Source organism: Candidatus Koribacter versatilis Ellin345 (assembly GCF_000014005.1).
GTDB lineage: Bacteria > Acidobacteriota > Terriglobia > Terriglobales > Acidobacteriaceae > Korobacter > Korobacter versatilis_A.
On record NC_008009.1, the window covers coordinates 40,770 to 63,503 of the forward strand.

21 protein-coding genes are annotated in these 22,734 nt (G+C 58.8%); 5 read left to right on the forward strand and 16 right to left on the reverse strand.

The genetic code is table 11. The features are described 5' to 3' along the window. Positions 1-15: 15 nt before the first annotated feature. From add to ACID345_RS00255, 7 genes are all read right to left on the reverse strand, one after another. Positions 16-1,080: an adenosine deaminase gene (gene add / locus ACID345_RS00230; RefSeq protein WP_011520852.1), complete on the reverse strand. Its 1,065-nt coding sequence runs from the start codon at positions 1,078-1,080 to the stop codon at positions 16-18. A gap of 4 nt (positions 1,081-1,084) precedes the next feature. After that, positions 1,085-2,596 (reverse strand): amino acid permease, encoded by a 1,512-nt coding sequence (locus ACID345_RS00235; protein ID WP_228370792.1) that lies wholly within the window; start codon positions 2,594-2,596, stop codon positions 1,085-1,087. Positions 2,597-2,871: 275 nt separating this feature from the next. Continuing rightward, complete coding sequence (locus ACID345_RS26765; RefSeq protein WP_187148911.1) at positions 2,872-3,027, reverse strand: hypothetical protein; 156 nt, start codon at positions 3,025-3,027, stop codon at positions 2,872-2,874. Positions 3,028-3,186: 159 nt separating this feature from the next. Further along, the gene (locus ACID345_RS00240; RefSeq protein WP_011520854.1) at positions 3,187-5,736 is read right to left on the reverse strand and encodes an ATP-dependent helicase; all 2,550 of its coding nucleotides are present in this window, start codon (positions 5,734-5,736) and stop codon (positions 3,187-3,189) included. A gap of 341 nt (positions 5,737-6,077) precedes the next feature. After that, positions 6,078-6,821, reverse strand: coding sequence for a hypothetical protein (locus ACID345_RS00245; RefSeq protein ID WP_041855300.1), 744 nt, complete (start codon positions 6,819-6,821; stop codon positions 6,078-6,080). Positions 6,822-6,825: 4 nt separating this feature from the next. Beyond that, positions 6,826-7,236, reverse strand: a complete 411-nt coding sequence (locus tag ACID345_RS00250; protein WP_148209965.1) for a gamma-butyrobetaine hydroxylase-like domain-containing protein — start codon at positions 7,234-7,236, stop codon at positions 6,826-6,828. A gap of 20 nt (positions 7,237-7,256) precedes the next feature. Then, positions 7,257-8,150: a polysaccharide deacetylase family protein gene (locus ACID345_RS00255; protein ID WP_187148912.1), complete on the reverse strand. Its 894-nt coding sequence runs from the start codon at positions 8,148-8,150 to the stop codon at positions 7,257-7,259. A 123-nt stretch (positions 8,151-8,273) separates the two neighbouring features. On the opposite strand from ACID345_RS00255, the gene gltX reads away from it, so the two are divergent. Continuing rightward, positions 8,274-9,830 carry a glutamate--tRNA ligase gene (gene gltX / locus ACID345_RS00260; RefSeq protein WP_011520858.1) on the forward strand — a complete coding sequence of 519 codons (1,557 nt, stop codon included), beginning with the start codon at positions 8,274-8,276 and terminating at the stop codon, positions 9,828-9,830. A gap of 253 nt (positions 9,831-10,083) precedes the next feature. On the opposite strand, the gene ACID345_RS00265 is transcribed toward gltX, so the two are convergent. The 9 genes from ACID345_RS00265 to ACID345_RS00310 form a co-directional block, all read right to left on the reverse strand. After that, a complete protein-coding gene (locus ACID345_RS00265) occupies positions 10,084-10,431 on the reverse strand; it encodes a carboxypeptidase-like regulatory domain-containing protein (RefSeq protein WP_011520859.1) in 348 nt (115 codons plus the stop codon). After that, a complete protein-coding gene (locus tag ACID345_RS00270; protein WP_011520860.1) occupies positions 10,431-10,790 on the reverse strand; it encodes a carboxypeptidase-like regulatory domain-containing protein in 360 nt (119 codons plus the stop codon). The genes ACID345_RS00265 and ACID345_RS00270 overlap by 1 nt, the downstream gene beginning before the upstream one ends. Further along, a complete protein-coding gene (locus ACID345_RS00275; RefSeq protein WP_011520861.1) occupies positions 10,787-11,140 on the reverse strand; it encodes a carboxypeptidase-like regulatory domain-containing protein in 354 nt (117 codons plus the stop codon). Before ACID345_RS00275 ends, ACID345_RS00270 begins: the two co-directional genes overlap by 4 nt. A gap of 20 nt (positions 11,141-11,160) precedes the next feature. Next, entirely contained in the window at positions 11,161-12,057 is an 897-nt protein-coding gene (locus tag ACID345_RS00280; protein WP_011520862.1) for a TIGR01777 family oxidoreductase, read from the reverse strand. A gap of 10 nt (positions 12,058-12,067) precedes the next feature. Continuing rightward, complete coding sequence (locus ACID345_RS00285; RefSeq protein ID WP_011520863.1) at positions 12,068-14,311, reverse strand: S9 family peptidase; 2,244 nt, start codon at positions 14,309-14,311, stop codon at positions 12,068-12,070. A gap of 39 nt (positions 14,312-14,350) precedes the next feature. After that, positions 14,351-15,592 carry a UvrB/UvrC motif-containing protein gene (locus ACID345_RS00290; protein WP_011520864.1) on the reverse strand — a complete coding sequence of 414 codons (1,242 nt, stop codon included), beginning with the start codon at positions 15,590-15,592 and terminating at the stop codon, positions 14,351-14,353. 577 nt (positions 15,593-16,169) lie between these two features. Continuing rightward, positions 16,170-16,451, reverse strand: coding sequence for a hypothetical protein (locus tag ACID345_RS00300; RefSeq protein WP_011520865.1), 282 nt, complete (start codon positions 16,449-16,451; stop codon positions 16,170-16,172). Between the two features lie 17 nt (positions 16,452-16,468). Further along, entirely contained in the window at positions 16,469-17,293 is an 825-nt protein-coding gene (locus tag ACID345_RS00305; protein ID WP_011520866.1) for a hypothetical protein, read from the reverse strand. A gap of 9 nt (positions 17,294-17,302) precedes the next feature. Beyond that, positions 17,303-18,085, reverse strand: coding sequence for an ATP-binding protein (locus ACID345_RS00310; protein WP_011520867.1), 783 nt, complete (start codon positions 18,083-18,085; stop codon positions 17,303-17,305). A gap of 221 nt (positions 18,086-18,306) precedes the next feature. Between ACID345_RS00310 and ACID345_RS00315 the strand changes: the two genes are divergently transcribed. From ACID345_RS00315 to ftsH, 4 genes are all read left to right on the forward strand, one after another. Further along, entirely contained in the window at positions 18,307-18,591 is a 285-nt protein-coding gene (locus ACID345_RS00315; RefSeq protein ID WP_011520868.1) for a hypothetical protein, read from the forward strand. A 41-nt stretch (positions 18,592-18,632) separates the two neighbouring features. Continuing rightward, on the forward strand, positions 18,633-20,027 hold the full coding sequence (gene tilS / locus ACID345_RS24940) for a tRNA lysidine(34) synthetase TilS (RefSeq protein ID WP_011520869.1): 1,395 nt from the start codon (positions 18,633-18,635) through the stop codon (positions 20,025-20,027). Beyond that, positions 20,024-20,578 (forward strand): phosphoribosyltransferase, encoded by a 555-nt coding sequence (locus ACID345_RS00325; protein WP_011520870.1) that lies wholly within the window; start codon positions 20,024-20,026, stop codon positions 20,576-20,578. Before tilS ends, ACID345_RS00325 begins: the two co-directional genes overlap by 4 nt. A 196-nt stretch (positions 20,579-20,774) precedes the next feature. Continuing rightward, positions 20,775-22,688, forward strand: coding sequence for an ATP-dependent zinc metalloprotease FtsH (gene ftsH / locus ACID345_RS00330; protein WP_011520871.1), 1,914 nt, complete (start codon positions 20,775-20,777; stop codon positions 22,686-22,688). The last annotated feature ends 46 nt before the right edge of the window (positions 22,689-22,734 follow it).

Here is a 22,734-nt window from a genome sequence, read left to right on the forward strand (position 1 = left end):
AACAAACACTGAGCTCTAGATTGCCGCCAGATATTTTTGTTTTTCCGTTTCCGGCAAGAACGACGCTTCGAAGGAATTCCGCGCGACCCGCCGAAGGTCATCGTCACTGAAGCCGAATTGGTCCTGCAGGATCTGATATTCGCCGGTCAACGTGCAGCCAAACATTTCGGGATCATCGGTAGCAATCGTGATCTTCACACCGGCGTCGAAAAGCTTCCGCACCGGATGCTCGGCGAGCGCTCGGCAACAACCCGTCCGGACATTGCTGCTCACGCACACTTCGATCGCTGTGCCAGATTTCGCGAGGTGTTCCACGAGCTCTGGATCCTCGATCGCGTGCAGACCATGTCCAATGCGCTCGGCTTTCAGATCATTCATGGCGGACCAAATCGATTCAGGTCCCGTACTTTCACCTGCATGTGCCGTCAGATGCAGCCCGTTCTTCGCGGCGTTCTCGTAGATCTCGCGAAAGTTCTCGGCCGGTCCACCCGCCTCATCGCCGCCAATTCCGATTCCAACCACGTTGCGCTCGCGAAGCTGGATCGCCTTCTCGACAACTTTCCACCCTTCGTCCGGCCCGAAGTGACGCACCGCATCGAAGATCCAATTGATCTTTACGCCGAAATCTCGCTCGCCGCGTTCTCGCCCGCGTTCCATGCCGTCGAATAAATGATCGAACTCTCCGCCACGCCAATAGATCACGCCCACGGACACATACGGCTCCGCATACACGCAGCCCTCGCGCGCCAGCTCTTCGCACATGCGATAGGTGATGAGTTCGTAATCGTCGGGATCGCGCAGGCGCTCGGTCACGGCCTTGAACGCCATCAGGAATCCGATGAAATCTTTGTATCTATAAATCGCGCGCGCATCGTCTTCGCTGAGCACGCGCCCGCTATCGCTCACGTCCGAATAGCGATTGTTCAGCACCGGCAAGGTCGTCGGATGCCGACGGCTCAACTCCGCAAGCGTCGCGGGATCGACCGTACCCTCAAGATGCAAATGCAGCTCGGCCTTCGGCAGACTTCGGATAAATGAAGAAGGCCCGGAGAGCTTCTCCGAGCCTGTAGAACTATTCATCACATTACTTTCTGACGGGCGCAAATTCGCTGCGGTGACGGCTATATAGCCAATAAACGCTCATGCCAATAATCAGCCAGGCGAAGAATCGCAGCCAGGTCAAAATCGGCAGTCCGGACATAAGCAGAATGCAGAACACCACGCTCAAGATCGGGGCGGTCAGCCCACCGGGGGCGCGGAACCCGCGGCGTCGTTCTGGCTGCTTAAATCGCAGAATGATGACACCTAGTGACACAAGCACGAACGCAAACAACGTGCCGATGTTCGAAAGGTCGGCGAGGGTGCCAATGTCGAGAATACCTGCCGGAATGCCGACGAGAACCCCGGCAATCCAAGTCGCCGTGGAAGGCGTGCGGAACTTGGGATGGACGCGCCCGAACAGCTTTGGCAAAAGGCCGTCCCGCGACATTGCGAACCAAACCCGCGCCTGCCCGAGCTGAAACACGAGCAACGAAGAGATCATCCCCATCATCGCCCCGAACAGTACCACCAGTCGCGTCCAATGCAGTCCCTTGGAGTGGGACATCAGGCCGAGCTTCTTCAGGCTGTTCACGACCGGAGCCGCGTCGTCAATCAGCGTGTCCCATTTCACGATGCCTGTCAGTACTACGGCGACCGCGATGTAGAGCACGGTGCAAATGACAAGAGTGGCGATGATGCCGATCGGTAAATCGCGCTGGGGGTTCTTGGCTTCTTCGGCGGCGGTGGATACTGAATCAAAACCGATGTAGGTGAAGAAGATAATCGACCCACCGGTGAGAACTCCCGGCCAACCCTGCGGTGCGAACGGATGATAGTTCGTCGGGTGGATGTACTTCATCCCGGCGACCACGAAAGCAAGAATGGCGCCAATTTTAAGGAGCACCATAATGTTGTTCGTCTCAGCCGATTCCCGGATTCCGCGCACAAGGACGACCGTCAACAGCATTACGATGAGGAACGCCGGGATATTGAATCCGAAGTGCCAACCTGTGTTGTAAATCGTGCCGCCTTGGAGATCAGTGAGGCCGCTCGGCAGGTACGCCGGCGATATCCAGCGTGGATTGGGATGCCAACCAAACCAGTCGAAGGCATCCACCAGATGCGCGGCGAAACCCACACTGACGGCCATATTGCTGACGGCGTACTCGAGGATAAGGTCCCAGCCGATGATCCACGCGATCAACTCACCCATGGTGGCGTAAGTGTAGGTATACGCACTGCCAGCGATCGGGATCATGGAAGCCAGCTCGGCGTAACACAATGCAGTGAACGCGCAGACCAGCGCGACCAACACCAGCGATAGCGCCAGGGCTGGACCGGCGCCCGGCCGTCCCGTGGTGGCCGTGTGATGAATGATGTAGTCGAGCAGCGGCGCGTTCAGGATCGAAGAGGTATCGAACTTCTGGCCGGCGATCGCAGTGCCGATGACGGTGAAGATGCCGGAGCCGATTACGGCGCCGATGCCCAAAGCAGTCAGAGACCAGGGTCCGAGCGTCTTCTTAAGCTGATGCTCCGGCGCTTCGGAATCAGAGATGAGTTTGTCGATCGACTTACAAGCGAGTAGTTGGTTTGCCAGGGTGCCTGCTCCGCACGAACTTGATTGGCCAGCGAGTGGCTACGGCACGAATTCGACCGGCGACGCAAAACCGTGCCGCGCTATTACGCGTGCTGGAAGAAGTGCTGCAGCACCAGCGCTTGCAGCGCCATTCTTGCGCTTTGAATCGCGGGAGAATCTTACCCTGCCGCCGCGCATTGCGCCAATCGGCAGGGTAAAGATGTGCCACTTCGAAACGGATTCGCCGGGCTGGCTTACCGCTTCGAGGTTCCGCGGACCAACTTCTTGACCTTGCGTTTCTTCTCGCCGCGAATGTAAGTGCGCTTCGCCTTCGGGGCCGCCTTCTTGCGGGCTGCGCGCTTTACTTTCTTGCGCTCGTCTTTATCGGTAATCTTCTTCGTATTTGCCATGTGTGTTGTAGTTGTCCTATCTAATTTGCGCGACAGATGTCGCTTAAACTGCGTCGCGGTCAGCCCGCGTATATCTCACCCTCTCCACCGCCCTCTCCTGTCATCCTGAGGAGCGTAGCGACGAAGGATCTGCTGTCCTGCTTCGGCCTCCGGGGATCTTCACGCCTTTTCCAACTGCGCGAACTTCTCCACCAGTTTTTTCAAGCCGAACCTTGGAAATTGTACCGTAATCTTGGCTTCTTCCCCTTCGCCCTCGCGCTGATACACCGTCCCCTCCCCATACTTGGGGTGTTTCACCTTCTGTCCCGGACGGAACCCGCGCTTCCCATGCGGCTCTTCCATCGGCACGCTCGGACGATTGAATTTCTTCCCGCGCGACGCGAAAAACTCCGCAATGTTGTCGATCGAGTTGTATGTCGAGCCGCCGCCATAGCTCGTCTTCTGCTTCGTCCGTCCATATTGCGGACGCTGATCTTCGTTCTCGTAGTCGTAATGCGTGCTGTACGAGTCATCGCCGAACACCGGCGTTTTCTTCTGCGGCGACCCGATGTCTTCAAACAACTGCGGTGGCACTTCGCTCAGGAACCGCGAAGCCGTACTCGCATCCGGCATGTCGGTCCCATACCGTCGCCGATACCGCGCCCGGCTCAACACAAGGATGCGCATCGCCCGCGTCATTCCGACATAACAAAGCCGCCGCTCTTCCTCAACTTCATCCGGGTTCATCAGCGTCCGCGAGCTCGGAAACAGCCCTTCTTCCATGCCGACGATGAACACCAGCGGAAATTCCAGCCCCTTCGCCGCGTGCATCGTCATTAGCGTGACCTGCGCACCGGCTTCAATGTCGTCGGTGTCCGCCACCAGCGCGGCGTGGTCGAGGAAATCCGCAATCGTTTCTCCGCGATCCCGCGAGTCCATCGCCGCATTCACCAATTCGCGAAGGTTCTCAATCCGCGCCAGCGACTCCGGAGTGTCTTCCGCCTCCAACTGCTTGATGTATCCCGTGCGATCGATCAAGAACTTCAGCACCTCGGAAACGTTCGCGTTCTCACCGGGCGAGCGGAAGCCCTCGACCTTCTCCGGAGCCGCTTCTTCCGCCGTGCCCAGGGCCTCCGGCGAAAACTCCTCCGCGTCCGGCTCCAGTTCTCCGAAGTCGAACGCCATGTTGTCTTGCAGATCTTCGTCTGCAATCTCCGGTTCGGCCGCGTCACTTTCTTCGGGCTTTGATACCTGTGCCGTCTCCACCAGTCGCTCTTCGAACTTCCCGTAGAGCATGGCGCGCGCATCCTGAATAAGTTCGCGGAAGCCCTTCAGCGCCGCGCACGCCCGTGGCTGCATTAGTCGCTGTTCCACGATGTGCCCCAACGCATCCCACAACGGAAGGTTGGTCTCCAGCGCAATCCGCTCAATCTGCTCGACGGTCGTCTTCCCGATCCCACGCGTCGGCGTATTAATCGTCCGCAGCAGCGCCACCGAGTCGCTCGGGTTCTGGATCAGCTTCAGATAGCTGATCATGTCCTTGATTTCGGCGCGCTCGTAGAAGCTGAAGCCCCCGACCACGTTGTACTTGATGCCATAGCGCCGCATCGCTTCTTCAAATAATCGCGACTGCGAGTTGGTGCGATAGAGCACCGCCGCGCGCTTCGGCTCATCGTCTTCATCGTGCGCGATCATCAGGTACTTGTTGATGTAGTCGGCCACAAACAGCGACTCGTTCTCGCCGTCCGGCGCCTCGTAATACCCGACCTTCGCGCCACCCATGCGCTCGGTCCACAGGTTCTTGCCCTTCCGCTTCAGGTTGTTCTTCACCACTGCCGACGCCGCTTCCAGAATGTTCTGCGTCGAACGGTAGTTCTGCTCAAGCCTTACGATCTTGGCCTCGGGGAAATCCTGCTCGAACTCGAGAATGTTGCGGATGTCCGCCCCGCGCCACGAGTAGATCGACTGGTCCTCATCGCCCACCGCGCACACGTTGTGCAGCGTTCCCGCCAGCGCCCGCATGATCTCGTACTGCGGACGGTTGGTGTCCTGGTACTCATCAATCAGCACGTACTGGAACCGCCGGTTGTAGCGCTCGCGCACCTCGGTCGAGGTCTTCAGCAGCTTGTTGGTCATCAGCAGCAGGTCGTCGAAGTCGAGCGCATTCGCTTTCGCCAGCTCCGATTCGTACACCTTGTAGATCTGCGCGATCCGCTCCACCTTCGGATCGCCGGATTGCAGGTACACCTCCTGCGGATCCAGCAGATGGTTCTTCGCATGCGAAATCCGCGAGAGCACGTTGCGCACCGTGAGCTGCTTATCGTCGATCCCCAGCCGCTTCATCGCCGACTTCACCAGCGACTGCTGGTCGCTCTCGTCGTAAATCGCGAAATCTTTCCGGTAGCCCTTTCCGTTGATCTGCAGTGCCTCGATATCGCGCCGCAGCACCCGCACGCAAAACGAGTGGAACGTCGAAATCACCGGCTTGGCCAGCGTCCGCCCACCTACCAGGTGTTCCACGCGCTCCTGCATCTCGGCGGCAGCCTTGTTGGTAAACGTCATCGCCAGGATGGAGTCCGGCGACACCCCAACCTTCTCGATCAGGTAGGCAATCCGGTAGGTGATAACCCGCGTCTTGCCGCTCCCCGCGCCTGCGAGAATCAACACCGGTCCATGGACGGTTTCCACCGCCTCGCGCTGCTGGGGATTCAGTTTTTCGAGGAACTGCAACGGGATTTCCTTCGTCGTGGCCTAAACTCAATTGTAACGTGCGACAGAGCGGCAGAGAGAGGTACACTCGCGCGGAGGCATCGGAAAGATATGGCAAACCTGGATGGCGCGAAAGTAATTATCGCTCTCTTAGTAGCGGTATTTGTGGTTTGGATCTGGGGCAACATCGCGCAGAGGGCGGGTATTCCCGCTGGCTCAGCGTTCTAGCGGTGGTTCCAATCGTGAATCTCCTCGCCCTCGTCTGGTTTGCCTTCGACGAATGGCCAATTGCAGTAGAGCTTGGAAAATTGCGAGCAGAAAAATCTATGCGTGAGACCGCGGGCAGCCGATTGAGGTGAAGCTCACTTCGTCGTGCAGTCCACCATCTCTCCCGGCGTGAAATCCCACTCCACCTTCCGAGCACTTCTTAACGCCGCGCTCGAATCCTTCACCAGCCGTCGATGCTCAAGATCCAGCCTGAGAAATTCATCTCTCGGTGGCTCCGTGTGAAACGTGAAGAAATATCCGCGCTCATCCTTGTAGAACTCCCCGATCTCGCCGCTATCTTTGAGCGCTTTCTCGTCGAGAACCATAGACCGGGTGGCCACATCCACGACTGCCAGTCCGGTGTCGTCGCGCATATGTAAGCCAATTAGGTAACGCTTGTCCTCTGTCTGGAAATAAAGCCCACCCGGCAGGTTCGCCACCTTCCCATCGCCCGAGATGACGATCATCCGCCCGTCGTAGTCGCCTTCTTTCATGATGACGAGCGCATCGGGGATAGGCTGCCGTAGCGGAAGAAACAGGCCAAAGCTGAAGCCGCCGGGATCAATTGCTAAGAACGAAAGTCGCGTCACGACCGCTTCGTCGCGCCGCACCTCAATAAAGGCATTGCAATCGGCGGGTGCGCCGACGAAGTTGCGCGCACGCGCCTGGATCACGCGCACCGACGCTGATTCGAGTGGGAACTCCCTCCGCGTGACGATGTATAGATTGCGCGGATATTTGGCGGGATTGAATGAGGCAGTTTCCTGAACCTTCTCCTGCGCCTCCCCCATTGCGAGCAGCGCGCAAATTGCTAGAGCGACAGCAAACCATCGCTTCATAAGCTCAGTTCGGCTTCCCCTCGCCCTCATCCACTGCTTCGCCTTGCGCCACTGCCGCCGCATCCCGCTTCATCTTGCACTCCGGACACGTGCAGTTCTCCCGCAGATACTCCCACGAGTAAATCCCATGCTGGTGCCCATCGTTCCACGTAAAGCGGATCGCATACTTCCCCACCGCCTCGGCTTCCGTGGGCCGTGCCAGCGCTTTGAACATCGGCAGCGCCCCGGCAATTGCCTTCAGCGGATCGCCTGGCTTGCGCCCTTCTTTTTCTCGTTCTTCAATACACAACGCACACGGGCAAGCATCGCGCAGCCAGGGGAAGGTGTAAGCCGAGCGGTGCCCGTCCTTCCACTCGATTTCCATCCCCGTGCCTTCGGTCTTATGCACTTTGACCGACTTCGGATCAGCACTCATACCTCTAGTATCGCAGACGCTCACAAACCGAGCGCATCCATCTTTGGGTTCTCGTACACGTCGTCCTCGCCCGGATACCGCAGCTCCGCGTCGAACTTCCCCGTCTCTTTCGCCAGCGCCCAGATCAAGCTCTCGCCGCAAGGCAAAATGTCCGGCTGCCGGTCGTACACCGGATCGGCAAACGCCTTCGCCGCATCCACCGGCTCCCATCCCTTGCCCTTGAATTGAGCAATCAAATCCGGCAAGAACATCGCATTCATCGGCGAATGATGGAGCAATACCGTGTGCGCGGGACTCCGTCCTAACACGCGCTGTGCCAGCGAATCGTAATACTGCGCGCGGTCCCAGATGTGTTGCAGATAGAAGTCGCGATACGGCCGCAGGTCGGCCTTCGCATCTTTCTCATACCGCTTGCGCATGCGCCCATCAATCGCCCAATCCGAAGCATCCACGGTCGCCCGCCCAATCCTGTATCCATGCTCCTTCAAAAACGCGCGCATCCCGTCGCGCTTCTCTTTCGTGTTCCCCTCTTTAAAAAACGGAAACCGAAACAGCTTCTGAAACTGCGAGTACCTCTCCACCAGCGGCTCGTTCTTCAACAGATCCGCCTCAAACCCCGCCAGCGTCACCTTCTTCGAATCGAAGAACAAGTGCGAATACGAGTGGCTCCCGATCAAATGCCCCGCATCGTTCCACTTCGCCACCAGCTTGCGCCCATCCTCGCTGTCCACGCGCATCCCGGTCACGAACAAAGCCGCCTTCACGTTGGCCTTATCCAGCGCGGCGAGCAGGTTGTCATTCACCTGCTGCCAGGTCAGCCCGGGGCCGCTGTCAGTTTTCGGATCGTCAAACGTAAACGCAATCTGCCGCGCACGCTCTTCAGCAAACGCATCTCCCGCTGCTGCGCACGCCACTGCCGCCACCAAGCTCCCAAGAAACTCTCGACGCCTCATCCCCGCAGCATACCCCCAATTCCCTTCGTGCAACCTTCATGCCCTTCGTGTTCAAAGATTTTGGCTGTGATTAAATAGAACGGCATGTCAGACAAGAAGGTCCGGGCCCGGTTCGCGCCCTCGCCGACCGGGCAATTACATGTCGGGAACGCCCGCACCGCGCTCTTCAACTGGCTCTTCGCGCGCCAGCAGGGCGGCACCATGATCCTGCGCATTGAAGACACCGACCTCGAACGCAGCGAAGCCCGCTACGAGCAGCAGCTTCTCGACGACCTCAAGTGGATGGGCATCAACTGGGACGAAGGCCCCGACGTTGGTGGCCCGTTTCCACCCTATCGCCAGTCCGACAAGATCGACGTCTATCGCGAGCATGCCGAGCGCCTCGTCGCCGAGGGCAAGGCCTACTACTGCTTCTGCTCCCAGGCCGATCTTGACGCCTATCGCGAGCAGGCCCTCAAAGACCATCGTCCGCCGATCTACCCCGGAACCTGCCGCAGCGTCGACCCCGCCGAGGCCAAACGCCGCCGCGATTCCGGCGAGGCTGGCGCCATCCGGCTCCGCATTCCCGAGCGCCCCATCCGCTTCCACGATATAGTTCACGGCGACGTCGAGTTCTCCAACGAAGTCGTCAGCGACCCGATCATTCTGCGTTCCAGCGGCGTGCCGGTATACAACTACGTAGTAGTCGTTGACGACGCCGAGATGCAGATCACGCACGTCATCCGCGGCGACGACCACCTCTCCAACACGCCCAAGCAGGTCGCGCTCTACGAAGCTCTCGGCTGGGCAGTGCCCGAGTTCGCGCACCTCTCCACCATCCTCGGTCCCGATCGCGAGCGCCTTTCCAAGCGCCACGGCGCAACGTCGATCGCCACCTTCCGCGAGATGGGCGTCCTCCCCGAAGCTTTGGTGAATTACATCGCGCTGCTCGGCTGGGCGCCAACGGGCGGCACTCGCGAAATCTTCCGCCCGGAAGAGTTGGTCAAAGAGTTCGATCTGCGTCGCGTCACGCCATCGCCGGCCATCTTCGACTTCGAGAAGCTCTACTGGCTCAACCGCCACTACATCAAGGAAGCCGCGACGTATCGCATCGCGAAACTCGCGCGCCATTATTGGGACCGCATGATGATCGACAAGATCGCCCATCGTGTCGGCATGCCCAAACTCGATCCCATCCACGTCGCACAGTGGGGCGCCTCCAACGAAGTGGACGAGTGGCTCAGTAAAGTCACCGCCCTCGTCGTCCCCTCAGTCAACAAGCTCGACGAGCTCCCTGAGCGCGGCAAAGTCTTCTTCGACTACGACGCCGCAGCCGCCCTCGCCAATCCCGACAACGCCGAAGTCCTGGCCGCGCCGAAGACCACCGACGTCCTCGCGGCCTTCACCACTCGCATTGCGAATGAATCAGCGCCGCTAACCGCCGAGCGCTTCAAAGCCATCGTCAACGAGGTGAAAACCGAAACCGGCGTGAAAGGTAAAGACCTCTTTCACCCCATTCGCATTGCGGTCACAGGCACCCACAGCGGTCCCGAGTTCGACAAGTTAGTTCCGCTAATCGAAGAAGGCGCATCGCTCAACCTTCCGATCGCAGTGAAGAGTGTGAAAGAGCGTGTAGCCGAATTCGCAAGCGCCCGCAATTAATTCGGTTGTGATTCTTGGTTTGTATCAGGGCACGACTTCAGTCGTGCCGATTCGCAGATGCCGCCGATAATTCGGTCGCGATTCTTGGTTTGTATCAGGGCACGACTTCGGTCGTGCCGATCAGACCACGCGATGAGCGGGCTTTAGCCCCTGCGAATGCCTCGCGCCCAGCCCACACTGATGCGCCAATCTCCAACACTATCTCCTGTCATCCTGAGCGAACCGAAGGATCTGCTGTTCGCCGGCCCGAGCACTACAGCGGCTTCAGCACTACCACCCAAGCATCCTTCGGTCCCTTCGCATCCACCGTCACGTTGTACTCCGCATCGTGGAACACCGGCCGCGGCTTGTACAAAAACCACACCTCATACTCACCCGGTTCCAGGCTGTCGGCCTTGAACTTCCCTTTGCTGTCGGTCTTCGTCGCGGCCACCAGCGATCGCCCGCCATACACTTCCACATCAATGTTGGGAATTGGCTCGCCGTTCTCGCGCTGCACCACGCCCTGAATCCGCTTGAGCGAATGATCGATCTTCACCGGTTGCTGCGCAAAAGCGATCAACGTCGCGAACAGCATCGTCATCAGAACGATCCAACGCATCACTTGGCCGCCTGCATCGTCACAATCAACAGCTCTTTCGTTCCCTGGTCATCGACCTTCAGGTGATACAACGCCTTCTTGAAGCCCGCTTCCCGGACATCCATGTCATACAGTCCCGGCGCGAGCAGCCTCATCACGAAGTGCCCATCCAGATGACTCGAAGTCGTCGCCATCACCGTTGACGATCCTTGCAACCGCAACGCGATTAGCGCACCGGGCAACGGTTGCCCCTTCGCATCGCGCACAATGCCGTTGATCCCGCGGAGGTGCTGCACTTGCTTTACTTCCACCACATCCGATTGCGCCCAAACGCTCGCGCAACCAGCCATTAACATCAGCCCAACCAATAAAGTCTTCATTTGTACTTCAGCACCAGTTCCGGCGACGCGTGCTCTTCGGTCACCCGCACATGATAAAAATCGGCGATACCGTTGTGATGCACCTTGATGTTGAAGCGACCGTTCTTCACTGCCGGAAAGGCAAATCTCCCCTGCGCATCGGTCTTCGCTTCGCCCACGGTGTGCCCGTTCTCGCGGCGAATCACTTCCACGGTGACGCCCGTCACCGGTTCGCCCTTGTGGTTCTGGACCACGCCAAGAATCTGTGGAACGCGCATCTCGTTCACATGCACCGCGAGTTGCTCCTCGGCGAATGCCGGAACAAGAAGAGTTAAGAAGAGAACACACAGCGCAGCGACTTGGCGGTTCATGAAGGCTCCGACGTAAAAGATCAGTTCACCACATTGTGCAACGCTTCGCGCAAATCTGCATGTTGAAATTGGTAGCCGTAATCCAGCAAGCGTTTCGGCAACACACGCAACGACCCCAGCGCCGTCTCTTCCGCCGCTTCCTTCCCCATCGCAATGTGCAGCGCAAACCGCGGCACGGGAAACAATGTTGGCCGATGCAGCACCATACCCAAAACCTTCGTGAACGCAGCATTGGTCACCGGATACGGCCCCGTAAAATTCACCGGTCCGCTCACCTGCACGTTGTTCAGTGCAAACATCATCGCGCCCACAATGTCGTGGATCGAAATCCAGCTCCACCACTGCCGTCCACCGCTAAGTCTTCCACCAGCACCAAGTTTGAAGATCGGTAACATCTGCGCCAGCGCTCCGCCATCTTTGCTCAGCACCACGCCAATCCGCGGATGCACCACGCGTACACCTGCATCTTTCGCCGATTGTGCCGCGCCTTCCCATGCCACGCAGATATCATGCAGAAATCCCGAGCCCGGCGCGCTCTCTTCGGTCAGCACCTCGTCGCCGCGGTTTCCGTAATACCCAATCGCCGACGCTGAAATCAGCACCGTCGGCTTTCCTGTCCGGCGAAACGCCTCCGCCACCGCATCGCTGATCGTCTTCGTTCCCGCCACACGGCTCTCATAGAGTTCTTTCTTCTCCTCTGGAGTCCACCTCGTAGCGACGTTCTTGCCCGCGAGATGAATCACTGCATCCGCACTTGCCAGCACCGCCGGATCCAGAGTTTTTCCCGGCGACCATTGCACCTCGCGGGCCTTCGGTGTTCCGCGCACCAACGGCGTAACCGTATGACCCTCACTCCGCAGCCGCGCGCTTACCGCCCGTCCAATCAACCCCGTAGAACCCGTTACAAAAACGTTCATCGCCTCCCCCTTACGGAGTAGATGACGCAGCCGTCTTCGGCATCAGCACATCGTCAAACTGCCTTTGAATGCGGTGAAAGAGATGCACCCTCGTTTCTTCTCCCGAGATCGAATGCGTTTTTCGCGGATAAATCTGCACATCGAACGGCACGCCGTGATTGATCAACGCATACATGAATTGCATCGAGTTCTGCATGTGCACGTTGTCGTCGCTCGTGCCGTGCACCACCAGCAGCCTGCCATGAATCTGCTTCGCGTTCAGCACCACCGACGTCCGGTCATAGTCCGCCGCCTGTTCCTTCGGCATGCCCATGTAGCGCTCGGTGTAGATCGAGTCGTAGTTGCGCCAGTCGGTCACCGGCGCCACGCTCACGCCCACCTTGAACCAGTCGGAATGCTCGAGCGCCCAGGCGGTCATGGTGCCGCCATAGCTCCATCCCCACCACCCAAGCCGGGCGCGATCGAGCTGCGGGAACTGCTTCAGCACCTGCTCGACGGAAGCCAGTTGGTCTTTCAGCGGAAGCTCGCACATGTGGTGCATAATCGGCGCCGCGAACTTCTCGCCGCGTCCCGCCATGCCGCGGTTCTCCATCTTCAGGATCGCGTAGCCGCGCTTCGCCATATATTGGTCGAAGAGATCAACCGATCCCCAGGAATCCCAATCCCCCGGAACGCCCGGTCCGCCGTACGGATTGGTGATCAACGGCACTTTGCCGTTCACCATCGCTACGCCTTCTGTTGGCATCAACAGAACCCCGTGCATCACCGTGCCATCATCGGCCTTTGCATCTACAAACTGCGGTACCAGCAGAGCGTAGTCCTTCACGCTCCGTCCGCTCCAGAACGTTGTGCACTCATCCTTCAGCGTGCACACCGCAAGCGCCGGCGGAGTCGTCAGCGCCGAGTAGTTGTCCACGAACCAGTTCGCCTCGGGTGCAAACTTCGCTTCATGCGTGCCGTGGTCCTTGGTGATCTTCTCGCTCACGCCATCGGCCAGGTTCACGCGATACTCCTGCCGCTGCCGCTCGTCTTCCTGGTCCGAGCTGTAGTAGACGATCCCCGTCTTCTCATTCACGCCATCGATGGAGACGACGTCCCAATCCCCGCGCGTCAGTTGCCGCTCCAGCTTCAGCGGCGCCAGCGCATTGCTCTTGTCGAGGTCATACAAGTAGATGTGCGTGTGCCCATCGCGCCAGCTCGTCCACAGCAGCTTCTCTCCATTAGCAATGAACTTGTACTCATCATTGGTCTCAATCCACGACGGGCTCGTCTCCGTCATCGCTACCTGCGTGCGCCCCGACTTCGCATCCACCAGGTACAAATCCAGCTTGTTCTGCGGACGGTTCAGCACGAACGCATACAGCAGTCCATCGTGCACCCACCCAAAGCGCGAGATATATGCATCCGTTGCCGGCAGCTCGATCCACTTCGTCTTCCCGCCCGTCGCGCTCACCACGCCAAGTTTCACCGACGGGTTCGGATCGCCCGGCTTGGGGAATTTCTCCTCATCCACCGTCGCCTGCGTCGGGATGTAATCGGTAATCGGATAGGTCGGCACCTTCGTCTGGTCCATTTGCAGATACACAATCTGCTTCCCATTCGGTGACCAGAAGTAATTGCTGCGGACGTTCAGCTCCTCCGCGTAAACCCAATCCACTTCGCCGTTCAGGACGTTCGCATTGCCACCTTCGGTAATTCGCTTCGCCTTTCCATCAAGTCCCGATACATACAGATCGTGCTCGCGCAGATAGGAAATGCGATCTCCCGACGGCGAGAACTTCGGATCGCCAAGCCCACCTTCGGCCGACGCAATCATCGCCGACTTCCCCGCCGCGAGGTCATAGTTCCACAGCGCACCGCCCGAGTCGAAGAGGATGTGCTTGGAATCCGGCGCCCAATGATAGGCCGCGACCGAATACCGCTCGCGATTGTCCTTCTCGCGGTCATCGGACTTCGTCTTCGCCGGCGGCTTCATCTCGGTCAGCTTCTCCTGCGCGACAAGCACAGCTGGCTTCGCTCCGGTGGTCACATCCACGTAATAGAGCGCACCGTTATCGCCCGAATCATCACGCTGCACGAACGAGACCTTCGTTCCATCCGGACTCCACTCCACCGACTCCGGCGCGCGGCCGAGCACTCCGCCCTTCGCGAAGATCGCTTCAATGGTTAGCTGTTTCGGCTTCGGCGCTTCCTGCGCGCTTACCAACGTAAAAGAGGAAGTGAAGAGAAGGAACGTAGCTAGATGTGCTTTCAAGCTTGGGTCTCCGATGACCCGCTAGTCTAATGGAAGAATTTATTTCTCGCCCAAACCGCCGCGCGCCTCTGACGGACGATCCGGCACGCCGCCTTCTGCCGCGCGGAAGCGCCAATAATCGCCAGCTGTCTCGCTCAAATCGGCCTGCGGTTTCTCGCCCTTGTACACGCGAGAAACACCGCGCACCAGGCGTCGATACGGCAGTTCACCCTTGTCGTCGGTGAGAAAGATCTCGCCGGTTTTGCTCGTCCGGTAGTACCAGCGCTTCAGCAACGCTAGATGCTCCATCCATTCGTAGGCCGACGCCGGCTTCTGCACCGGGACGGCAGCGAGCGCCTCGGACAAACGCGCCTCCATGCTCTGCGGCGTCTTTACTTGTCCAACTTGCAAGCGCGGCGTCACGTTGAACGGCACCGGATCGTGCAGGAACCCGCCGCTGATCTTCAGCAGCGAAACACTCTCTGCTTCCTGAGACGGCTGCACCATCACGCCATCGAGCCGCTCGATGTTCCGCACCAGCTCCGAAGCCTGCTGCGTCACCGCCTTTAGCTTCTCGATCTTCGTATGCAGTTCCGCGGCCTTTTCGAACTCGAGATTTTCCGATGCGATGTTCCGATCGATTTCAATCTGCCGCAACAACGATCGCCCGCCGCTTTCAAAGAACTCGCGGACGCTTGCTGTCTCTGCGGCGTAGCGCTCATCGGTGCAGCCCTTGAAGCACGGCGCCAGGCACATCTTCATCTCGGAATAAATGCAGCCCGGAAATGCGGGATCCGGATTCAGGTCGTCGGTACAGCGCCGCAGCAGAAAGAAATCGAGCGCATCGTTGCTGAATTTCTCCGCCGCCACCCGAGACGCAAACGGCCCGTAATACGCGGACTTCGATTTCAAACTCTGGATCCGCGTCGTCACCGCCACCCGCGGATATTCGTTCTCGAGTATCAATCGCACCAGCGGCGCAAACCGCAGCTTCAGCCGGTCGGTATAGGTCGAAGGGAAAATCTCCCGCAAAGTGCGATACAAACAAAACTGCGCCTCGAAATCCGACGCCACCAGCGAGTACTCAAGCCCCTGCACCCGGTCGCGCAGGTTGAGCCGCTTCGTTCGCTCCTCCGGGGCGCCCAGCAACCGCACCATCCGCCGGCGCAAATTCGACGTCTTGCTGACATACGGTTCCGTTCCCTCGGCGCCGCGCAACAAGAACACCGCAGCTTTCGCGGGAGCGGCGGCGAAGAACTCCGCGTCGTGCGCCGGTTCGAACTGGAGGCTGGATCGCAGCACCCTTGGAGTTTACTGCGACCCGTACATTCCGTTCACCACAGAGGCGCGGAGGTACAGAGGATTGGATTACCTGGGTATCCCCTCCCCTTCTGGAATCGCAAAATCTTCAAAACATTAGAGTTAGCCATTGGATAGTGCGCAAAATATTCAATCCAAAAGAGTTAAAGGCAAAATATTCAAAACAAAAGGGTTGCGGCTCGCAAAGCTCGGGACAAAAGGTTCTCCGGTCGCCATCACAGGGTTTTCAAAGAGCGTCGAGAAAGCGTTGGGGTCAGCGGCGATGGGCGCTGAGCCCGGGCCTGCTGACCCTGATTGGCACAGTAGCAAAGGATTTGGGATCGCGTCTGTGACCGGTGACCGCGTCGAGCGTGAGAGTCGTCACGCGATGTTGTGAGAGGCGGCTTTTTGCTGTCATTCCGAGCGGAGCACGCAAGTGCGAGGCGTGGGAATCCCCGGAATGCGTCGGGCGCCGCTACAGACCGAAGCTATCTCCGGAGGAATTCTTGACTGTTGTGGAAGACGACGCCGCGATGGGATTGCCACGTCGCTACGCTCCTCGCAATGACAGCAACACGTCTTACAGGATGTAGCGGACCTTGTAGACGAGCAACGCCACAATGGTCACCACCACCAGGACCACCACGCTCCGGTACCGGCGCGCGAAAAAGAACATCACGCAGATCCCGGTTGCCACCACGGCAATCAACGCACCGCCAACGTATTCGCTCAAGATCTGTCGCGGAATCGCGTAGCCATACGCATGCTCGAGCCGGAAATACTCGGCCAGGCTGCGAATGATCACGACGAATAAAAGGATGATTCCAGCTTGGGCGCTGCGCTCGGGAGTGGGAAGTTTCACGCCGGAATTTTACTCGCCTAGAACCCTCTTTTAGCCGCTATAGAAATCAAGTCTTTCCAAACTAAGACGCGGTCACGCTGCACGCTTTTCTTGATTCTCGCGGGGAGCTTCACTTCGGCGGTGACAAAGTGAACGGTCGGATCGGCAAGGTAAAGAAGCTGATGGTAATCGAGCCAATCGGAATCGCGTTCATCAAAGTTATAGTTTCGCGCTTTCGCAAGGTCGTATAGCGCACTGCTGTACCAAAATGCTGCATCAGTAGCATTCAAAATACGCGTTACGTTCTCCGGGGTTGCGGGAACCTCTATGAGGTTTAAGAGTGACGTCGACCATATTTCTTGGTTCGAGCGTTTTGAAACGCCGTCTCGTAGTTCTTCTAGGCTTTTGACGTGCTGCGCTTTACCACGGTCGACTTGGGAGACCACTTCGTCAAGTTTGATGCCATAGGCTCTAGTTCCCAACCCTACCCCTTCTCTTTCTAATTGCCATCTGTCTCGAGCGCCGACAATGACACGTGCCCATATGCGTAGGTGCTCTGGGTCGAAATGATGGATTCTTCCTGGCAAGCCAAAAGCGTGAACCCGCACAAAATCGCCTGCGAGCCCGAGATATCTGCGAGCGCCTAGCGAAAATAGAACCTTAAGCCGTTTTTGATTGTGCGAGAAATAGTCGTTGGAGCCGAGTGCGAGCCCGACCAACAGCTCGTACAAGGTATGTAACGAGATGTAGTAACGGTATTCGCACTGCAAGTAGCGCGTTACGTGATCCCATTCGCGCTTCGAGATATTTCCGGTCGCGGCGTATTCGAGAATCTGTGTATCCAAGAACACTTTTTTCTTCATGGAGAGCCGTTACCGCCAGCTAGCACTCTTCCACTTGATCCGAAAGTCCTCACCCTGCACGGTGACGATGCGGCACATTTCATGCAGTCGCGAGCGCATGCGTTCCCCAATGCGATCGCCGAGGGTCTCTTCGCGAGCGGCGCGTTCCGCGGCACCGTAGGTTCTTCGTGGCGGCTCATCGCCATTCGCGGCCCCGCCGGGCGGCAGGTCGCGATAATTCGTCGTGATGATCGTCGTCCTTCGGTCGTTGTAACGCGTGTTCAGAATGTGGCTTACCGTGTCCCATACCCACTCGGTCGGCTTCACCGCGCCGAGTTCGTCGAGCACCAGCACTTCAGCTTCAAATACCGGCCGCAAGACATCGAGCTCGGTGACGGCGACCGAGTTGTTGTAGGAGTTCTGGATTTCCTTTAGCAGCTCGCGATAGTCGTAGAACAGGCAGGGCACGCCCTTCGCCATCATCAGCTCGCGAATGATGCCAACCGCCAAGTGCGTCTTGCCCACGCCGATCGTTCCAATCAGCAGCAGCCCGGCGCGCTCCACCGGATACTTCTCCACAAACTGCGACGCCGCCAGGTGCGCCGGCGAGAGCGTCTGGAACGGCCCATCGTGCTCAAAATTGGAGAGCTCGCAATGCTTGTAGCGATCTGGAATGTAGGCATGCTGCAGCAGGCGGTCATTGCGCAGCCGCTGCTGGCAATCACAGCGCACCGCGCGCGGCCCTTTTTCGTCCGCCACAGTTTTCCACCCCGTGTCGCGGCAAACCTCGCACTTCACTGTCGTCTCTATCATCGCGTCACTGCTAATCCTGTCCGCAAGAGCCTGTCATCCTGAGCGGAGAATCCGCATAACGATGCGGATTCGGAGTTGAAGGACCCCTATCCTCACTCAAATGCTTATCGTATTACTTTCGTCCCGAACCGAGCGCGACGCAACCGCAACCCGCCTCCGGCCTGTGTACAACGCATGTTCTCTGTGGACGCCTGAGGAAAACGTGCCCAGAATAGATCTCCATGCAATCCGCCGTGAATCCGGAACTTCCCGTGGCGGGCGCGCTTTGGAGCGGCGTGGCCGCGTTCTTTGCATTTCTCGGTACGGCCGGAGCATGCATCGCGATCGTTCTCATCGTGTCCGTAGGCCTTGGGCGAGACGAAGGCGGAGTTTGGCTGCCTATGCGCTATGCCGCCATTTGGGTGCCGATCACCGCTCTTGTTGCGGTAAGTGTCGCGGTCGTGACGTTCCGGCGCGTTGCACGGCGATTCACACACGTAGCCGCCGAGATTTTTGATCGACAGTGAATCGGTTCCAAAGTTAAATCGCTCGGTTGTACCATCTCCCCATGCTGCCGTCCCTCAAGAGCTATATCCGCACGCACGCCCTCTTCCGCCCGGGCGATCGCGTCGGTGTAGCCGTCTCCGGCGGGGCTGACAGCGTTGCGCTTTTACGTGGCCTTCTGGAACTCCGGTCTGAGCTCGGCATTGCGCTCAGTGTTGTCCATCTCCACCACGGAATTCGCGGCGCCGAAGCCGATGCCGACGAACAATTCGTCGCCGATCTCGCCGGACAATTCGATCTCTCACTGCACCTTGAACGCGTCGACGTCCCGTCGCACAGTTCGCAGGAAAAGCTCAGTCTTGAAACCGCCGCCCGCGACCTGCGCTACGCTTTCTTCCGCCGGCTGCTCGAATCGAGTGCCTGCGACAAGGTCGCCACCGCGCACACTCTCGATGACCAGGCCGAAACCGTTCTCCTCCGGATTCTGCGCGGTACCGGGACCCGCGGCCTCGCAGCGATTCCGCCGTTCCGCGACGCCTCACCCGAACTCGCCGCTTGCATCGTTCGTCCACTCCTCGGAACCGAGCGCACCGAGGTCGAAACGTATCTGAAATCTCTAAACCAACCCTGGCGCGAAGACTCCACCAACACTGACCCCAAGCACCTGCGCAACCGCATCCGACATGAACTCCTCCCAATGTTAGAGGCGGAATACAATCCCGCGCTTCGCCAGTCTCTGGCTAATCTAGCCGAGATTGCTCGAGCCGAAGAGGAATACTGGGGTCCTATTGTCGAACGACACTTCGATCAGATCGTGACCATGACGAACTTCGGCGCCGTGCTCGACAGGTCCAGGCTGTCGGAACTGCCGCAAGCGTTCCGCCGACGCGTCTTGCTCGCTCTCCACGACCGCTTGGATATGCCTGTGAGCTTTGACGGAGTGGATTTCGAGCTCGACTTCATTGAAGGCAATCAGAAGGGCCACATCACCCACGCGCAAGCGAGCATTCAAGTTACGTCCGACCAAGTCAGTTTCTTCCTCCGCGACCTCACCAAAGATGGGCCAGCTGCCCCTGTCCTTTTCGACCAGCCTCTCTCCATCCCCACGACCCTCACCCTCCCTACCTCGACCACTCTCCGCACCACATTCATCCCCGCCTCCAACGCCCCGCGCTATAATCCCCACAATCTGTTGGCTCACGACCGCCTTCAGCTTCCGTTGCGCGTGCGCAACTGGCAGCCTGGCGATCGTTACTGGCCGGCCGGCAGCAAGCAACCGGAGAAGCTCAAGCGCCTCTTCGCCGAGCACCACATCTCAGCCGACGCCCGCCTTACTTGGCCCGTCGTGCTCAGCGGCGAAACCATCGTTTGGGTCAAAGATTTTCCGGTCGCCCAAGGATTCCAGGCGGAACAGCAGGACGCCGTCTTAATCGAAGCTGTCGAAACGAGGCAGGTGTGAGCAGAGAAGAGGGACTTCCCGCGAACCTGAAGGCGATCGTTACCGCCGAGCAGATCCAGCACCGCGTCGTCGAGCTCGGCCGCCAGATCACCGCCGACTATGCGGGCAAACGCATCGTCATCATCGGCGTCCTCGAAAACGCCTTCGTCTTCATGGCCGACCTCATCCGCCATATTGAGCTGCCCACCGTCTGCCAGTTCGTTCTTTCCGATATTCACGACGTCGAGGAGGGCTTGGCGCCCGCTCGTGAAATCTTCTTCTTTCCAGAGGTCGAAGTCTCCGGCGAGCATGTCCTCCTGATCGAAGGCCTGGTGCAGTCCGGCCTCACCACCGACTTCCTCGTCACCAACCTGATGGGCCGCGGCGCTGCCTCCATCAAGACCGCTTCGCTTCTCAACCGCCAGAGCTCCCGCAAGGTTTCCGTCCAGCTCGATTACTTCGGTTTTGACATCGACGACCCCTACGTCGTGGGCTATGGACTGGGTGCACCTCATTTAGGCAGGAATTTGCCTTATGTTGCGGCTACCAAACCGCCCGAACCCGGTGTCTAAACACTCGTAATCCCGAGACTTTTCCCGATTCGGGTGGAAGTTCAGCAGTACAATAGCTTGGGGCGACATTCCTTAAATCCAACTCGGCTGCGGGACATCTAAGTTTCAGCGGCGTTGGGTTTACCCGGTTCGCCGTCCGCCGTCGTGTGCGCCAAGCTGGAAACCGCGCGCCGACGGCACTAGAGGAGCAACATTCGTGAATTCCACCGTTAAGACGGTCGTGTTCTGGCTTGTCATCATCCTGGCAGGTGTCCTGCTCTGGCAGGTTCTGAAGCAAGGCACCAGTGGCATCAAAGAACAGGACATCAATTTCTCCCAGTTCCTTGACGACGTGAACCAGACCAAGGTCGCCGCGGTCACCGTTACCGGCGCCGAAGTTCATGGTAAGTACAAGGACGGCAACAGTGGTTTCCATACCACCGTCCCGCCCAACTACAACGACATGTACAAGGACCTCCGTGATAAGGGCGTCAACATCACGGTGAAGGACAACCAGGGCAGCTCCTGGCAGTGGATCCTGAATTTCGCTCCACTCATCTTGCTCGGCGCTCTGTGGTTCTTCATGATCCGCCAAATGCAGACCGGCGGAAACAAGGCCCTCTCGTTCGGGAAATCGCGAGCGCGCCTGCTCTCCATGAACCAGAAGAAGGTGACGTTCAAAGACGTTGCCGGCGTGGATGAAGCCAAGGAAGAGCTCAAGGAAATTATCGAGTTCCTGCGCGAAGCCCAGAAGTTCCAGAAGCTCGGCGGACGCATCCCCAAGGGCGTGTTGCTCGTCGGACCTCCGGGAACCGGTAAGACTTTGCTCGCCCGCGCGGTTGCCGGCGAAGCCAATGTTCCGTTCTTTAGCATCTCCGGTTCTGACTTCGTTGAGATGTTCGTCGGCGTCGGCGCAAGCCGCGTTCGCGACCTCTTCGAACAGGGCAAGAAGAATGCTCCCTGCATCATCTTCATCGATGAAATCGACGCGGTCGGCCGCCATCGTGGCGCCGGTCTCGGCGGCGGACACGATGAACGTGAGCAGACCTTGAACCAGTTGCTCGTTGAGATGGACGGCTTCGAATCCAACGAAGGCGTCATCCTCGTCGCCGCCACCAATCGTCCTGACGTACTCGATCCGGCGCTGCTGCGCCCTGGGCGTTTCGATCGCCGCGTGGTGGTCTCGCGTCCTGACGTTCGCGGCCGCGAAGAGATCCTGCGCGTTCATAGCCGCAAGATTCCATTGGCTGACGATGTCGATCTCTCCGTGCTCGCGCGCGGCACACCGGGCTTCTCCGGCGCCGACCTCGCGAACATGGTCAACGAAGCCGCTCTCAACGCCGCGCGCCAGAACCGCAAGGTCGTCCTGATGTACGACTTTGAGGTTTCCAAGGACAAGGTCCTGATGGGCGCCGAGCGCAAGAGCATGCTGCTGACCGACGACGAGAAGAAGGTCACGGCCTATCACGAGGCGGGCCACGCACTGGTCGCCGCCAAGTTGCCGCACGCGGATCCGCTGCACAAAGTAACGATCATCCCGCGCGGCATGGCCTTGGGCGTCACCATGCAGTTGCCCGAGACCGATAAGCACAACTACACGCGTGACTATCTCGAGACGATGTTGGCGATCATGATGGGCGGGCGGTTGGCGGAAGAGATTTTCCTCAACCAGATGTCCACCGGCGCCGGCAACGACATTGAGCGCGCTACCGAACTCGCCCGCCAGATGGTTTGCGAGTACGGCATGAGCAAGCTCGGTCCGCTGACCTTCGGCAAGAAGGAAGAGCAGATCTTCCTCGGCCGCGAGATCAGCCAGCACCGCGACTACTCGGAAGACACCGCCATCAAGATCGACGGCGAAGTCCGCCGCCTGATCCAGGAAGGCTACGACAAAGCGAAGCACGTCCTTGAGACCGGTACCGACGTCATGCACGCGATGGCGAAAGCACTGCTCGAACGTGAAGTGCTCGACGCCATCGAGATCAAGGCGCTCGTTGAAGGCAGGCCGATGCCTAACCGCATCAACCCGCCGAGCGGCGGCAACGCGACTGGTGATGATGTGCAGCAAGTGCTGCGACCCGAGCCTAGCCGTCCGGGATTGCAGCCGGGGGAACGTCCGAGCCCGGCGTAGTTTTCAGTTTTACTGCTTCACAAAAAACCCTGCTCCCTGGAGCAGG